Here is a 16,228-nt window from a genome sequence, read left to right as displayed (position 1 = left end):
TGGGTTTCGTTCCTCAACCCAACCTACTTATATTCATCTCCTAATTTACTCAAACAAAAAAAGATCATGAAACACCTATTTTTTACCCTCATTTGCACAACCGCTTTATTAACTATTCCTCAGCAATTGTTATTGATTTCTCCTCAACTAGTTACCGCACAAGAACCTACAAAAAAACTATTAACCTCAGCACAATTACAAGCTTTAGCTAAATCAATCACGGTGAAAATATTAACTAAAAATGGCAGTGCTTCAGGAACTTTAATTGCCAAAAATGGTAATAATTACACTATTTTAACTAATGATCATGTGATGAATCCAGGTGCATCTTATCGCATTCAAACACCTGATGGAAAAATATATCCTGCTAATGTGATTAAAGAAAAACCAGCATCTTTAAAAAATCAAGATGTGGCTTTATTCCAGTTTCAATCAACAGCAGAATATACTATAGCTACTTTAGGAATTTCCGCACCTATAGCAGTAGAACAAAAAATTGTCGCGGCTGGATTTGTGAGTGATAGTGCTAAATTGGTTTTCACAGAAGGACAAATTTCTCTATTACCAGATAAGAGTTTTCAAAGAGGTTATCGCATAGGTTACAGCAATAAAGTTCAACCAGGAATGAGTGGCGGACCCATATTAAATTATCAAGGTGAAGTTATTGGTATTAATGCCGTTCATGCCTATCCTATTTCTGATAAAATATATACTTATATTGACAATAGTAAACCCAGTGTAGCCGAACGTCAGCAAATGCGTCAATATAGTTGGGGTTTACCGATTTATAGTGTCGCTAAAGTAGTCAATGAAGTTATTGCTAAATCGCCTAAAAAGATTGATGATTCTGCTTTGATAGCGAAAAAAGGTTTGATTAATGATATTGATAAAATTGCCCAAGAAATTACGGTTTTAATTCCTAATGCTAACCCCACAGATATGGGTTCCGGGGTAATTATTGCCCAGAAAGGTAATATTTATTATGTGTTGACCGCGGATCACGTTATCTGGAATCGTGATGAAAAAAAATTAAAAGATAAGTTAGAAATAGTCGCACCCGATAATCAACGATATGCTATAAATGTTAGCAATGCGAAAAGAATGCCTGGAGTTGATTTAGCCGTTGTTCAATTTACCAGTAATCAAAAATATCAAGTTGCAACTTTAGCAAATTATAGTTTAAATACTAAAGGTCAAAAAGTGTTTGTTTCTGGTTTTCCTGGTAATAAACAACAAAATAAAAACAAACCTCACCGGATTTTAACAGCGGGAGTTTTGAGCCAACAGCAAGTCATTAAGTTAAATACTTATCTAAGTTTCAATAATCAAAGTTCTCTGATACCCGTGCAAATACAAACTGTTTTAAGTGATGGTTATGATCTACTTTATAGTAATATTACTAAAGGCGGAATGAGTGGCGGTGCGGTTTTAGATACCCAAGGAAGATTAATTGGTATTCATGGCAGAGCGGAAGGTGAAATATCACTCGATTTTGATGGTGAAATCAATTTAGGTAGTAGTTCTGGTATTCCCATTAGGACATTTTTAAATTTGGTTGAACAAGGAGGAATAGATTCAGATTTAAAAGTCGAAACTACTGTACCAGCTACACTGAAAAAATCGGAAGAGGATGTAATTAGTGAATATTTATTACCATTGGATCAAGTTCCTAAAAACAGCGATAATGAAATATCATGGCTAAATTATGCCAATCAACTATGGCGTTCTCAAAAATATGCAGAAGCGAGAAAAGCTGTTGATAAAGCGATTAGCAAAAAACCGGATTTTTATCAAGCTTGGTATTTCAAGGGGGTGATATTTGATAGTGAGAAAAAATACCCAGAATCCATTGCTGCTTATGATAAAGCTCTTAAAATTAATCCCAACTTTGCTCAAGCTTGGAAAGATCGGGGTAGATTGCTGTTTACATTAGATAAATATTCTGAAGCCTTAACATCTTTTGACAAAGCCATTACTCTGAGTCCTAATCAATTTGATCTTTACCACTGGCGAGGTTTTACGCTTCATTACTTAAAGCGGTTTCCTGAAGCAATTGAGGCTTACAATCAATCTATTAAAATTGATCCTCTGTTTAAATTTGCTTATAATGGGCGTGCTTCTTCTTATGTAGAGTTAAAAAACTATCGCCAAGCCATAACTGATCTTACTCAAGCTGTTCAACTTGACCCTAAAGACGCTGTCTCTTACCTCATGAGAGGTTCGGTTTACTTAGTATTAGAAGAATACAAACAAAGCATAGCTGATTCAACTCAAGCCATTCAACTTGACCCTAAAAAGGCATTGTACTATAATGTCAGGGGTATTGCTTACGAGGGATTGAAAGAATACAAACAAGCCATAGCTGATTATACTCAAGCGATTCAACTTGACCCTAAAAATGCCAAATACTATAATAGCAGGGGTATTGCTTACACACAGTTAAAAGACTACAAACAAGTCATAGCTGATTATACTCAAGCCATTCAACTTGACCCTAAAAATGCAACATACTATGGTATGAGGGGTGGCTCTTACTTAGTATTAGAAGACTATAAACAAGCCATAGCTGATTTCACTCAAGCCATTCAACTTGACCCTAAAGACGCAATCTACCACTCTTTGCGGGGTGGCGCTTACTCAAAATTAAAAGACTATAAACAAGCTATATCTGATTTAACAGAAACTATTCGTCGTGACCCTAAAAATGCACCATACACTATGCAAGGTCTCAGATACTCTGAATTTAAAGATATTAAAGGCTTCCTTAGTGGTTACACTGGCTTAATGAGTAAAGCTTACGCAACTAGGGGTGGTACTTACTATAAATTAAAAGAATACAAACTGGCGATTAATGATTACACCCAAGCCATTAAAATTGATTCTCAAAATGCCGAGTATTATGCTTTTCGTGGTGGTATTTACTCTGTCCTGGAAGAATACAAACAGGGGATTGATGATTTAACTCAAGCCATTCAACTTGACCCTAAAGAGGCAATATACTATGATTTTAGGGGTCTTGCTTATTTACAATTAAAAGACTACAAACAAGCCATAGCTGATTATACTCAAGCCATTCAACTTGATCCTAAAAATGCAACATACTATGGTGGTAGGGGTTTTGCTTACTTTCAATTAAAAGACTACAAACAAGCGATTGATGATTATACTCAAGCCATTAAAATTGACCCTAAAAAGGCAATATACTATAGTGCTAGGGGTGATGCTTACTTTCAATTGAAAGACTATAAACAAGCGATTGATGATTACACTCAAGCCATTAAATTAAAACCCGACTTTACTGAATCCTACTATGTTCGGGGTATTGCTCACTATTTCTTAAAAGACTACAAACAAGCAATTGATGATTGGAATCAAGCCATTAAACTTGACCCGAAAAATGCCAATCCATACGCCGCTCGAGGTGATGCTTATTTGCAGTTAAAAGACTATAAACAGGCGATTGATGATTACACCCAAGCCATTAAACTTGACCCGAAAAATGCAGATTACGCCTACAATCGAGGTTTCGCAAACTATAAATTAAAAGAGTACCAACAAGCAATAAATGATTGGAATCAATCCATTAAAATCAAACCTGAATATCCTGAAGCATACACTAATTTAGGCATAGTTCACTATGAAATGGGAGAAGTAGAAACAGCAATTAGTAATTGGCGAAATGCGATAAAAATAAATAGCGATTTTGCAGAAGCACATCTAGCTTTAGGTGTAGCTTTGTATGCCAAAGGCGATAAAGAAGCGGGTTTAAAATCGGCAGAAACGGCATTAAAATTAGATAAACGTTTTGGAAAAATTGAGTTTCTAAAAGAGAATAATTGGGGTGATAAGTTGATAAAAGATAGTCAGGAGTTTTTGAACAATCCCAAGATTAAAGTTTTGATTTAGAACCCACCTTCCGCACCCTTAGTATCAATATGACTGAATATTGTGGCGTTTTCTGCATTAGGCATCTCCGGTAATTAAATGTGCGTGGTTTGAAACCCTTGTAGAGACGTTCTATAGAACGTCTCTACATTCATTTTCGGAGATGTCTATTGATTCCGCGAGAAGGTAAATCTACAGAAACAGTTGTAGATTTTTTTAATCCCACCATGATAAAATGAGTGATCACAAACCACAACCTAGAAATCGCTTTGAGATAAAATAGAATAAAGTAATTTTGACTCTATCCCTCAGATATATCAAGAGAAAAATATGACACTAACCGATTTACTCCCATCAATTCAACAACTCTCAGCACCAGAAAAACTCAAATTAATTCGCATTCTTGCAGAAAATTTAGATTCATCTGAAAATATTTCTCCACTAGAACCCTTCAAAACATATCACCTAGCAACGCCTTATGATCACTTCGGGGCTGGAGAAATTTTGATGGAAACATTAAATCAATCAACCTTTAGTGATTAAGATTTATGCGGTTCAAATATTCAACAAATAACCCCAGCCAAAACGAGTTTGATAGTTACAATTAAACATAATACGGGCAGGCAGGATGCCCAGCCCACAATAATATTATACTTATTGTGGGGTGGGCTTCTAGCCTGCCAAGAGTCAACAATATCATTTTGATATTTATTTCAGCCTATTAACAATTTTATCAAATGCGTGACCAGAAATAAAGTCTTAATCATCTACTTGTGCTTAGGTTGAAAATTCGGCAATTCTACAGATGCTAAAGATTTGCGTCCCTTGGGTGGTCGTTGGGGATAAATCAATGGTGAAGGCGATTTATGGTCAGATGTATTTTCATCCAATAACTTTGGCAAAACATCATTAGTGGGTAAATTTGATTCCGTTGTCGGGGAAATATCCAACCAATAATCTTCCATTTCCACAGTATTGATCTGATGGCTGAGAGCGGTGGAAATGATTGGAAATTCCTCTATTAGTGATAGTGAAAAATCTTCCTTTCCAGAATTTTCAGTAGTACCATAAGGATCAATTTCTATCGGCAAATCCTGTTTAATTATTATTTCTGGTTGTGCATAATTTTCCGAAGTAGATACTAAAGTTTCTAAAACAGATATATCACCTTGATGAATATTTACTTTTGCCTGGCTCCCCTCCTCCGTTGTGTCAGATGATGGTGTAATAAAAAACCGATGAATTATCCCTTCTAATTGCTGGTCTAGGGATAATACTCCAGAATCATCTTCAGTTGTTGATGGAGTTGTTGATTCATCAACTTGTGTAGGCTGAGAGATTACTGGTTCTGGATCATGGGGATAATTTTCAGAAGTTGTTGCTGTCGGCTTAACCCAGGAATTATTTACAGACTCATTCACAGAATCCGGTTCTCCTGTCCAAGGTCGAATAGGTTGAGCATTGGGAAACAAAGACCGGGCTTTTCTGGAGAATCGCGTTTGTTTGTGAATCACATCATGGGGATGATGGATATGATCTTCTAAATTTTCATGGCTAGGAATTGGAGTATCTAGACATTTTTCCAAAGCCGATTTAAATTGCATAGTTTGTCGTTGTTGACGCATGAGCCGAGACCGCAATTCACGACAAGTATTTTCCGAGTGTAATAACTGTTGAGACTCTTGACTGTAGTTAGCTTGCAAAAGAGAACATTCTCTTTCCAAATGCGCTAACCGCTGTTGGCTAACTTGCAAATTAGCTTGATAATTTTCAATACAAATTTCTTGTTGTTGAACTGTTTGGACAGCAGTTTCTAACTGCTGATACAGGGAATGAATTTGTTCTTGACCAGCGGAAAGTTCTTGATTTTGTTGGTTAAACATAGATTCCGTCACAGTAGACCGGGTTTTGTGCCATTGCAAAATCTTTTCGGCTTCAGCTAATTCGGTTTTTAACTGCTCTACCTGAGCATAGAGATGATTATTAGCTGTAGTTAATTCTGTATTTAACTTGAGTAATTGCTGAAATTCTAAGTTGATCTGTGCTTGTTGATCAATATTAGGTTCTGCAATCCAGTCTTGTTGGTTGCTGTCTTCCAATTTTTCCATAACTACGGTTTCACATTGACAATCTGTAGTTGGCCGATAGCGTGGCGTTAGCTTTATTATAGGTAAATTTGTCACGGTCATATTATTATTATCCACAAATACGTAGCCGTTCTCAGTTATTTACACAAATAAAAATTGACAGTTGATAATTAATAATTGTCAATTGTCAATTGTCAATTAATTAAGGTAGCCAATGGGGATGAAAGCCCATGAGAGGTAGTTGTTCTGGTTTAATGTCAATATTTGTATTATCAGCTATAGGTAGCATGGGCATTAACCAGAGACTACTACTAGCAATGGGTTCACCATCATCAGTTTTTAAGGTGTTTGCGGGTAATGGTGTGGTGTTATTGGCAATGGGAACTACTTGGTCAAATAAGAAGCCTAAACCGTCAGGTGCTAAACTGGTTTGGACATTGCGTTGAGCCGGAGGCAAGAGTAACAATGGTTTTTGCTTGCCTGTTTTCAAGTCAATGGATACCAAGTAAGGTTGTTCTATGTATTGTTCTTTAGAAATAAGTTGGGTAACTAAGCAGTAAAGGCTAGGGGAAGCAGAGTCAAACTGACAGCTAAGAATTGAGCCTGTAGTTTTTAATAATTGTTTTTGTACACCTTGGTTGGTGACTAAAAACAAATCTCGCGTATAATCAGTATTAAATTTGACCATCGCTGCCTGGGAACCGTCTTTAGAGAAAGCTTGGACTAAGCCAAATTGAGGCAGAAAATCGAGAGGTTTGTTGCTATCACCGTCTAAAGATACAATTGCTGTCCCCTGTCCTTGGGAAACTGCTACGGCTTTGCTATCGGGTGTAATCAGAAAATCTCCACCAGGCTGCCCTTGTAACCGTTTTGGCGTGGGTTTTTCGGCGGAATTATCATTGCTGGTTGATAAGTACCAGAGAGCAAAATCACCGGGATTATCGCGTTTACCTCTTTGAATAACAATAATTTTGCCATCGGCTGAAAGGTCAAATTTGAGATTTTGATATTCTTTGTTATCTAAAATTAGGTCAACTTTCCCTGCGGCGGCTATTTCTGTCCCAATTTGACTAGAAATACCTGTGCTGACTGTATAAAGTTGGGCGGAAAGTAAATCAGGATTTTTAGCAGAACGAGCCGAGAAGAGGATTTTTTCACCATTGGGGAATGGTTCAAAATCCATCACAATTAAGTCTTTGGGGGTAAGAACTTTTTTTTGTTCTTGGGTTAAATTATAAAGTACCAACTGCCCTTGGACTTCTGGGTTAGCACCAATATAAAGGATGACGCGATTGCGGGTAGAAAAGCTACCTGTAAAGGGCTGCATGACGCGGTTTTTTCCTTCCGCTTGGGAATATTTATCTTGACCTTTTTCTAGTTTGACTTGGTAGTTTGTGCCGTAGGGGGCTGGGGTAAGGAGTGTGTACACCATTCTTCTGCCAGCCCAACTGGTTTTACCGGCTAGAGGTGGATCTATTTTTAAATTCTCCTCGATGCTTTTGGAGTCCATTGGCCGACTAAAGGTGAGGGAGAAGGAGAGATCCTCTGCGCCAATTTGTTGATTTTCCCAGGTAAAGGTGCGAACCATAGGTTTGACTACATCACCTTTCCAGATGATTAACCCAATCAACACACTCAGTAGGAGCATGACAGCGATCGCAATTCCGTCTAAGGGTTGAATAAGTTTATAGGATTTGTTCATCTAACAATTTTAGATTTTGGATTTTAGATTAGGGAACAACTGACAACTAACAACTGACAACTGACAACTAACAACTGACTAATAACTGTAAGGATTTTGAGGTTGGGGAATTTTTTTCAGGGAGTTGGCTTTGATAGTGAGTTGGCGTTTCTCTCCGACAGTTTGTGTTGTCATTTGTCCTTCTATTTCTAACCATGTATCAGGGGGGTACTGTTGACGTGATCCAGATATTTGGACTGGTAATCCCACGGGATAAGCGTCTGCGGCACAACAACTGAGAACAAATCTGGCTAAAAATATATAGTCTTCACTGACGTTAGGTTGATGAATCACAAATCCCTGGACTTTTGCCTTTTGCCCTGTGTATGCGTCCGGTTCGGGATAGACATTCAATGTGCGGACCCAATCTACAAGCGATCGCTCTTCTGGGCGAACTGTAGCCCGAAATGCCTGGGGTTGAGTGCGACTAGCACCTGTTGATTCAGTCACACCCCGATCTAGGGCTGTTTGACTCGCAAAGACACGAGGTGTAATCATTAATCCTAAAATTGCCGTTGTTAGTAACAGGAAACTGCCCCAACCAGGGGGAAACAAATTAATATGCCCAGCACTAGGTATTTGGGGAATGTGACGGTGTTTCCACAGTTGCAATCCCTTAGAGAAACCAATGATTAATAAGGCTATGCCGGCGACAACTACTAACCAAAAGAAGTCCGGGTGAATCAATAGGTAGAGTTTGCCTGTGAGCCAATATTTCAACATGAGAATACCCCAAGCTGTAATGGCTAATACATCTAGCCAAGGGATGAGTTTATTTGGGGCTTTAGTTTGGGAATTCAGCATTAAGGTTATTTGGGTATCATAGGGAATAGGTAATGGGGAACAGGGGATAGGGAACAGGGAACAGAAATTATTTGAGAAAATTACCGACTACCTTTTTGTCAATCTCCAATTACTATATTCCCACCTTCCCAGGATTTAAACCCCATACCTCACACCCCACATTTGCGGGAAAAAAAGAAAATTCTGCGAAAAAGGGACGCAATCTTGCTTCAGATCACGTGCAGATTCAGAAATAGGGTGAATAGAAGTGTCAATTGTCCAGCTAATAAAAACAGATATATCAAGGCTTTTGGCTTAAAAATTGATAGCATTAAACCAATACCTTTAATATCAATCATCGGTCCAAAGACTAGAAATGCTAACAATGACCCGCTAGTAAAGGTGGAAGCAAAAGACAGGGCAAAAAAGGCATCAACTGTAGAGCATATTGATACAACTGCTGCTAATACTAGCATGGCTAAAATCGAGCTAATTGGCCCAGCCCCAAGACTAATAATCAGGTCACGGGGGGCTAAAACTTGGGTAGCGGCGGCGATCGCACTTCCTATTACCATGACTCCGCCCAATTCCCGGAGTTCTTGGATAATATTATCTAATAGGGAGCGGAGTTTCTCTGATAAGGGTTTACTGAAGTTAGAAATTGCAGCGACTTCACTGTAACTATCATCTATGCGTTTCGACGCTCCCGTTGTGCCACCAAGAATATATGTTCCTGATTGCAATAAACTCGGTGTATTAGTTTGGGGTTGTACTTGAGATTGTCGTCCCCTGCGGTTTGTTTTCGGTGGTGCTGGGGGGTTAAATTTGAGATAACGGGCGATTGATGGTTGCAGAAAGGGAACTAAATCCGGTTGAAAGCTGAAGATAAAACCAATAATAGTGGCAATGGCTAGGGAAAATACCACTCTTAACACTACTATTTCTGGTTGATCGCGGAATGCAGTCCAAGTTGACCAAATCACAATGGGGTTAATTGTTGGTGCTGCTAATAAAAAGCCAATCGCTACTGGTGTGGGTACTCCCTGCATCAATAGCCGTCTGGCCACAGGCACATTACCGCACTCACAAACTGGAAACAAAAAGCCGATCATACTGCCAAATAAAGCCCCCAATAGGGGATTTCTGGGCATTTTCTCCACCAATTTACTTTCATCGACAAATAATAGTAATAGACTGGATAAAAATACACCCAGCAGTAAAAATGGCATCGCCTCCACTAGTAGACTGAGAAATATTGTAAAACCATTGTTCAGTTGATTCATGGGCGTTGTATTCAACAGCAGTTCTGAGTTTTAGAGTTTTGTGTTGTCATTTCATTTAATAGGGTAGCGAGAAATATGGCTAACACCAACCTATACTAAAGCGATACGGGGATCATTGATTAAGCAGCTAAAATTAAATCTCATTATAGTGAGGAAATTATAGCAGTCCTCAATATGTAGGTGAACGGAAAAAAACCGTAGACGCGAAGCGGCTTGTCGAAGAGTAATATGTAACGAAAAGTAAAGTTGCCCAAAACCTCTTCCCTGTTCCCAGTTAAGAGTTCCCTGTTCCCTTGTCATAACGACAATTTTTAACGCCAACCTACTTAATTTATGAAAAAATTGCTTGTCTTTTGCCTACCATTGCTAAATTTACAACTTAAAAAACTCCACAGCAAAGATGCTTATTCCTACTTTTGACTACGAAACACTACATTATTTTGGGATTAGAAGGAACGGCAAAAAAATATAGAGACGTTCCATGGAACGTCTCTACAGGCAAGTTTTCGGTTGATTTCGTAATCTCTAATTAGTTCATTGACACTCCCCGGTCTAAAGACGCGGGGATTCTATAGAGAGTTTCAGTCTATATCTCTCAGTTATCCCAGCCTCAGGCAGGGTTCCTTAAATATTTGGGTTCTTGCCCTGATCCTGTTTGCCATTACTGGCAGAATCATCTCTGACAAGCGTAACTTTCCGAGAGTCCCCCGGTAGGTTTTTAATGTCTTTGCTGACAATTTAATTGTCTCACGAATATGGATTAAAATTTGAAATTATTTCAAATTTTTAAATTAATGTCAATGCAGGATAAAGGAAAGCCTCTAGCCTTCATCCCTTGTCTAAGAGGTTGTTTGAAAAGTATTATATGAAACCCATAATCTCCAAAAACCTAACCCCCCTACCCCCCTTCCCTACAAGGGAATGGGGGTTTTAAAGCCTCTCCCCTACCAGGGGAGAGGTTTGGAGAGGGGTCTGTTTACACATGAAAAACTTTTAAAACATCCTCTAAAGCACAGATGTAGCTTCCTAAGTCAGCTATACTCCGCAAGGGTTTTCGGCATTTCCCTTATAAGATATTAGTCTTTCGGACACTCTTTAACTTTGTTTTCTACCCAGCGACGACAAGGGGAAAACAAACCTCTACCTGATTCTGCACAGTATCCTTTATCAACCTCCTTTTTTTCTCTAGGAATTTCTGACACAGTAGAACTTCCACGGACAAATGAAGAAAATTGTCCCCTCTCAACTACTGAATTATCTTGTCTAATCTCATATTCAAATTCATTGGCATCTCTTTTCACAACAAATGCACTACCACTATGCCGAGTCCCGATACTTATTTTGGTGGACTCTGAGCCTCTCCCTTTACTATAATCTCGATCAGTGTATGGGAAATTATCAGGAGACATTCCCCGGGAAATGTTTCTGATAATTACTCTCCTGCCATTTTTTGGTGGTTCACTTGAGGATGTAAACCAAGCTTTAGTATCACTTATATAAGTTGTAGCACTAGGACATTCACCCACATATTTAAACAAAGGCAAAACTATTTGATTAAGTTCTGATTGTCCCTCAACTTCAAACCCAATCTCAGGTGCAGCAGGAGCAGATTGTCCCCAACTCGGCAAGGATTGCATGAATACTAATGGAGTGGACAATACAACAATCTTCATCAAATAGGATATGCAGCGAGTTCTCTTTGACATTTTTCTCACCATAAAGTAAAGAATTTGTAGGTTATTTAGTCAATAAGCTTCAGTTAACGAAGGATATTAACTTGGATTGTTGAGTTCAATTCTTGATATTGAACCGGATTGAACTATGAGGTTAGTAAGCTTGGCTCAATTTATAGCTATATATACCCGCAGCAATTAATAAGCAATAGTTTTATGCTTTTCAAATTGTATGCAGATTCATCTAGGTATGAAATTACTTTATCTTGCAACCATCGAAATACGCAATAAAATTTCCCCAAACAGGTCCATCTAAAAATGCTCTAGGGAGATATCCTTTAGGCGCATCTAAAGAGTATTTAAGCTGATTATTAGATAAATATCTACCTCGATAACGCCAGCCTAAATCAGTAGCAAAATCTTCAAAATGCTCGTTAGTTGGTTCAAATTTATTACCAAATAAACTCTTCCATTTTTGTGCTTGTGCAGAAAAACCAAAGCGACCTTGACTTTGAGTTTGCCAAATTTGATTAATAGCACTTAAATTTCCGCAGGACAATCGAGAAATTGCCTTATCATTGAGTGATCCAGAAGCTTGGCTAATCTCCAGCATTAGAGACTTTGTTTCCTCGTCAGCCCCTTTCCAATCACCTTGAGATAATAATTTTTCCAATTTGTCCATACTAGCGGGAAAGTTTCCAGTATTCCCTCTGGTTGCTACTTCTATTTCTTTCTTTTCTCTGGCTTTTTTTGGTGGAATCTCACCCCCAGTAGGAGGTTTCTGACCAGTGAGGGAGAAAAAGATATTAATCGGAATTGCCGCATTAAATCCCGTTTTTCCCTGTCCAGAAGTTCCCGTTTCCTGTTGTCCAATTTTTGGCTTTTTCACAGGTGTGATTGGTTTTCGTCTGACTCTTGTTTCTGACTGACCAGAATCATTGTCATCTCCGCCATCTGCATCTGCTAGTCCGTGAATACCAATAACTCTACCATTACCATCAAATACAGGTCCACCACTGTTACCAACAAAGGTAGTAGCATTGTATACTAATCTGTAACCGTTGACCGCTCCAGGATTGAAAGTGACTACTGTACCCGGTGTGACGGTATATGTTCTATCCTTGCCTTTATTACCAAAAATACTGGGAAATCCGGTGACTTTAATCTCTGCCCCAATTTTTATCTCCTCAGAATTTCCTAAAGCAGCGACAGGATAGTTTTCCTGAGCTTCAAAGGTAACTATAGCTAAATCTGGGTCTTTCGGATTTTTTTGGAATATTTGACGGTCTTTAATGGGATAATCTTTGCCATTATAAGTATGAATTGTGTAATTAATGCCCGTGCTACAGGTAACTGGTTTGCGTCCCTGTATGGCATCACATACAACATGATTAGCCGTTAGAACGGTGTAAATTTTTCCTTTTTTGTCAATAATTACACCTGAGCCGCCGGGCGAGTCATTACCTTCACTATTAATTTGTACTGTAGTTTGTTGGGCAGCGTCCTCAAGTTTTTCCGCTTGCACGGAAATCAATGCTACAAAAAATACAAATGTTGATACCGTAACTGAGAAAATAGCAGAATTATTTTTCAGTATTTGGTTAGATAGATTCATATTTACATACAAATGACTTAAGTGAGATGGTATCACACCTACTTGGTAGAATCAATGGGTTTAGACAGGGAATTTACTCCCTGCCCATACTTTACCTTACAAGCGTCCTCCAGTATAAGCGCTCATAGGTTCTTTGATAAACCTGATGTAAAGATGCCTAAAAGTAGACTTAATCACACGCGGCATGGCAAAATCTATGGGCATTAACTTTTCGGGTAATTGCCAATCTGTAATTTGTAATAAATCGGGTGATAAATTCGGAAAGTGAATATCACTTAATTCTGGACATATTCCCAATCTTTGGGAAGCTGCAACTGTGGGAACTTGTGCGGGTGCAACTTGGAGAATTTCTAACATTGCTCTATCTAAAGCAAATACATTACTCGCAGCTGCTAGAATTTCTAATTTCCTAGGTTCTCCCCCACTTGGTCCATTACCTTCATGACCAATAATTCCATCTAAAATTGTTAAAGTTGGATTAATTGCTCTGGCAGTTTCTACTAACATTTCTCCAAATTTGTTAGCATCTTTACCAGCTTCCATGTGCCACCAAGCTTTCATTTTCCCAGGAACACAACCAAAGAGATTTTTAACTCCTAAAGTTAGGGTTAATTGCATATGAGATTTAACTTTAGGCAGATTAATAATCACGTCTGCTTCCATTGCTTCTTTCGATAAAAGCAAGTGATTAAAATTGTCGTTGACGGTTTGATAACGTTTCCCGTGAAATTCCACCAGTGGTAATTTTAGTTCTTCTAAAATTGGTAATAAACCATTCGCTATGGCCACACCTTTAGCACTACCAAAAGCGGGACTATCTCCTAAAAATGGATTTCCACCCACTGCAATTACCATTTCGGCAACAGCACGCACTAATTCTGGTCTGGTGGTGCATTCTTTAGTAGGACGAGAACCTGTGAGCAGGTTGGGTTTGAGTAAAACGCGGTTTCCTGGTTTCACAAAAGCAGCCATACCCCCTAAAGGTTCTAGCAGTGTTTCTAAGGATTCTTTTAAAGCTTCCTGTTCGTAGGATTTAGCCCGAATGAGACTAACAGATGGTTTTTGTGTTGACATGGAAAATAATTGCGTTATATTACATTCAGCATTAATACTGTATCAAAAATTAAACTATAGTGGAAAAGTTCTTCCTACTTTGACAAAGATGAATCTAAAGAACAGTTATGGTAGGGAGTTTTATGAAATACTAATTTTGCTAATATTTATTTTATTTCTCAGGGTAGATGAAACAGCTAAAATCACGCTCGCAAGATTTACGCGGCCTATTTGAGAAAAGTATCACTATAGAATATGTAGCCGAACCTCTCAAGGCTGTGTCGGTTGATGCTGATGTCAAAGAAGTATTACATTGGATGCAGTTACAAGATTTTGATGTGGTAGGGGTAGAGACAGAAAATATTGTTAGTGGTTATGTGGAACTATTACCAGACAAGGAACTTTTCATCAATTCAGAATTTTTGATAATTTCCTCTGCGATCGCTATATAAACGCAGATAAACGCAGATAAACGCAGATCAAGACGGATGAATTAATTGGTTTCATAATTCTGTACAGGGTCTAATGTGAAGAATCATTTCTAGAACTGTTAACTTGATCTTTAATAGAGATAATTTAATCATTTTGATTCTATGGATTCCCCAAGATTAATATGTTTGTAAGTACCAAAATAAATCTCTCCCATTTACCTGCTTTCACTATGTCGAAGATATATAAAAATATTGCCCCTGTGATCTTCGGTTTGATATTATCAGGATTAATACCCGGTGTTGCTAAGGCAGAAACAGTGATGGAAAAAGTAGCCCGAACAGGAGTATTAACTGCTGGTACAAGCAAAGATGCTTTACCATTTGCCTACTCCAACAGTCAAGGAAAATTGACTGGTTATTCTGTGGATATGCTAACTTTAATCCAACAGCAATTAGAGAAAGAATTAGGCAAAAAAATTACACTTAAATTAGTTGCAGTTACCCCAGCAGCAAGGATTCCTAAGATAATTAACCGACAAGTTGATATTGTCTGTGATGCCAGTAGTTTTACTTGGGAACGAGATAAAAAAGTTGATTTTTCTATTAGTTATGGTGTCACAGGGACGCAAATTTTAATTAAAAAGGAAACCAATTTAGGTTCACCAGAATCCCTGATTAATAAGCGTGTGGGTGTGTTAGCTGGAACTACCAATGAACAAGCAATCAAGCAAATACAACCCCAGTCTAAGCTTGTATATTTTAAGACTAGACCGGAAGCATTTGCAGCTTTGGAACAGGGTAAAATTGACGCTTTTGCATCCGATAGCATTCTTTTAGAGGGATGGTTACAAACAGCAAAAAATCCAGATAGTTTTGCCATAGTCCCCCCTCGTCCCTATTCACGAGAAGGAATTGCTTGTATGGTTCCTGAGAATAACTCTAAATTCCTCAATTCAGTGAATTATTCCCTCGTCAAATTTATGCAAGGATTTGTGAACAATAACTCCAAATATGTGGCGATTTTTGACCGTTGGTTTGGTTCTCAAGGTGCTGTATATCTCAATCAAGATTTACGTGATTTAGCCGTAGAAACCATGCAATTAATGATCGAGTTTCATGAACCGATTCCTCAGAAAGATTTGTAAGCCGTAGTTATTAATTAGCAAATAGTCTCACAAGTTAATTTTTTCTTAATTTGGTTAATCAGGTAAAGTTTCAACATATCCAAAATGATGTTTGTTTCTGATACCTGAATTAACTAATTTTGGCAATTACCACAATTACGGTAATAATGAATGGTATGTTTGGCTGTATTTAAAAAGTATTTATTACTTATTTGGTTTTGACAATTTTACAAAACTCAACTAAGATAACGCATTCAGGAAAATTTGCATATCGTCGCATATTTTGATTGTCTTCCATTTATTTACTTCTGGTCATCTTGCAAAGTTTCAATTAACAAATCTACCTGCTGCTGTTGCTGCTGTAGAAAACTATCACATTCTTGTAAATACTTAACCGCAGTGGCAAATTCTGCAAATATATCCGCTAATTGTAATTCACCTCCTTCAATGCGAGTGATAATAGTTTCAATTTCTGCTATCTTAGCTTCATAACTTTCCCCATTTGCGGACATGGACTTAACTGAATTATTCCGTTTAACCATAAAATTTTCCC

Annotated in this window: 11 protein-coding genes and 1 pseudogene; 4 read left to right on the top strand and 8 right to left on the bottom strand. The window is 38.0% G+C overall.

Annotation, left to right across the window (positions count from 1 at the left end; all coding sequences use genetic code 11):
* The first annotated feature begins 66 nt into the window (after window positions 1-66).
* Both HGD76_RS11225 and HGD76_RS11220 read left to right on the top strand, forming a co-directional pair.
* Complete coding sequence (locus HGD76_RS11225) at window positions 67-3,906, top strand: serine protease (protein WP_168695833.1); 3,840 nt, start codon at window positions 67-69, stop codon at window positions 3,904-3,906.
* A 309-nt stretch (window positions 3,907-4,215) separates the two neighbouring features.
* A complete protein-coding gene (locus tag HGD76_RS11220) occupies window positions 4,216-4,428 on the top strand; it encodes a hypothetical protein (RefSeq protein ID WP_168695832.1) in 213 nt (70 codons plus the stop codon).
* A gap of 224 nt (window positions 4,429-4,652) precedes the next feature.
* Here the strand turns inward: HGD76_RS11220 and HGD76_RS11215 are convergent, their stop codons facing one another.
* From HGD76_RS11215 to HGD76_RS11185, 7 genes are all read right to left on the bottom strand, one after another.
* Entirely contained in the window at window positions 4,653-6,074 is a 1,422-nt protein-coding gene (locus tag HGD76_RS11215) for a hypothetical protein (RefSeq protein ID WP_168695831.1), read from the bottom strand.
* Between the two features lie 100 nt (window positions 6,075-6,174).
* Window positions 6,175-7,674 carry an Ig-like domain-containing domain gene (locus tag HGD76_RS11210; protein WP_168695830.1) on the bottom strand — a complete coding sequence of 500 codons (1,500 nt, stop codon included), beginning with the start codon at window positions 7,672-7,674 and terminating at the stop codon, window positions 6,175-6,177.
* Between the two features lie 78 nt (window positions 7,675-7,752).
* Window positions 7,753-8,517 (bottom strand): TIGR03943 family putative permease subunit, encoded by a 765-nt coding sequence (locus tag HGD76_RS11205; protein WP_168695829.1) that lies wholly within the window; start codon window positions 8,515-8,517, stop codon window positions 7,753-7,755.
* Between the two features lie 209 nt (window positions 8,518-8,726).
* Window positions 8,727-9,779 carry a permease gene (locus HGD76_RS11200; RefSeq protein WP_168695828.1) on the bottom strand — a complete coding sequence of 351 codons (1,053 nt, stop codon included), beginning with the start codon at window positions 9,777-9,779 and terminating at the stop codon, window positions 8,727-8,729.
* A gap of 1,076 nt (window positions 9,780-10,855) precedes the next feature.
* Window positions 10,856-11,485 (bottom strand): hypothetical protein, encoded by a 630-nt coding sequence (locus HGD76_RS11195; RefSeq protein WP_210967769.1) that lies wholly within the window; start codon window positions 11,483-11,485, stop codon window positions 10,856-10,858.
* 223 nt (window positions 11,486-11,708) lie between these two features.
* Window positions 11,709-13,067, bottom strand: coding sequence for a GUN4 domain-containing protein (locus HGD76_RS11190; protein WP_148761557.1), 1,359 nt, complete (start codon window positions 13,065-13,067; stop codon window positions 11,709-11,711).
* A 96-nt stretch (window positions 13,068-13,163) separates the two neighbouring features.
* Complete coding sequence (locus HGD76_RS11185) at window positions 13,164-14,141, bottom strand: Npun_F2552 family protein (RefSeq protein ID WP_148761555.1); 978 nt, start codon at window positions 14,139-14,141, stop codon at window positions 13,164-13,166.
* Between the two features lie 167 nt (window positions 14,142-14,308).
* Here HGD76_RS11185 and HGD76_RS11180 point away from each other — a divergent pair.
* Window positions 14,309-14,503: pseudogene (locus HGD76_RS11180) on the top strand (hypothetical protein); the annotation flags it as partial.
* A gap of 287 nt (window positions 14,504-14,790) precedes the next feature.
* Window positions 14,791-15,696, top strand: a complete 906-nt coding sequence (locus HGD76_RS11175) for an amino acid ABC transporter substrate-binding protein (RefSeq protein WP_168697427.1) — start codon at window positions 14,791-14,793, stop codon at window positions 15,694-15,696.
* A gap of 281 nt (window positions 15,697-15,977) precedes the next feature.
* Here HGD76_RS11175 and xseB read toward each other — a convergent pair whose 3' ends face one another.
* Window positions 15,978-16,217 (bottom strand): exodeoxyribonuclease VII small subunit, encoded by a 240-nt coding sequence (xseB, locus tag HGD76_RS11170; protein WP_015080802.1) that lies wholly within the window; start codon window positions 16,215-16,217, stop codon window positions 15,978-15,980.
* Window positions 16,218-16,228 lie beyond the last annotated feature (11 nt).

The organism is Dolichospermum flos-aquae CCAP 1403/13F (assembly GCF_012516395.1).
In the GTDB taxonomy this organism is placed as follows: domain Bacteria; phylum Cyanobacteriota; class Cyanobacteriia; order Cyanobacteriales; family Nostocaceae; genus Dolichospermum; species Dolichospermum lemmermannii.
This window is presented reverse-complemented; position numbering and strand designations above follow the sequence as displayed.

Bases quoted from the DNA above. Each gene is read 5' to 3' on its own strand.
- HGD76_RS11200 (WP_168695828.1), bottom strand. From the start codon at position 9,779: ATGAATCAACTGAACAATGGTTTTACAATATTTCTCAGTCTACTAGTG.
- HGD76_RS11190 (WP_148761557.1), bottom strand. From the start codon at position 13,067: ATGAATCTATCTAACCAAATACTGAAAAATAATTCTGCTATTTTCTCA.
- HGD76_RS11205 (WP_168695829.1), bottom strand. From the start codon at position 8,517: ATGCTGAATTCCCAAACTAAAGCCCCAAATAAACTCATCCCTTGGCTA.
- HGD76_RS11195 (WP_210967769.1), bottom strand. From the start codon at position 11,485: ATGTCAAAGAGAACTCGCTGCATATCCTATTTGATGAAGATTGTTGTA.
- HGD76_RS11215 (WP_168695831.1), bottom strand. From the start codon at position 6,074: ATGACCGTGACAAATTTACCTATAATAAAGCTAACGCCACGCTATCGG.
- xseB (WP_015080802.1), bottom strand. From the start codon at position 16,217: ATGGTTAAACGGAATAATTCAGTTAAGTCCATGTCCGCAAATGGGGAA.
- HGD76_RS11210 (WP_168695830.1), bottom strand. From the start codon at position 7,674: ATGAACAAATCCTATAAACTTATTCAACCCTTAGACGGAATTGCGATC.
- HGD76_RS11220 (WP_168695832.1), top strand. From the start codon at position 4,216: ATGACACTAACCGATTTACTCCCATCAATTCAACAACTCTCAGCACCA.
- HGD76_RS11225 (WP_168695833.1), top strand. From the start codon at position 67: ATGAAACACCTATTTTTTACCCTCATTTGCACAACCGCTTTATTAACT.
- HGD76_RS11185 (WP_148761555.1), bottom strand. From the start codon at position 14,141: ATGTCAACACAAAAACCATCTGTTAGTCTCATTCGGGCTAAATCCTAC.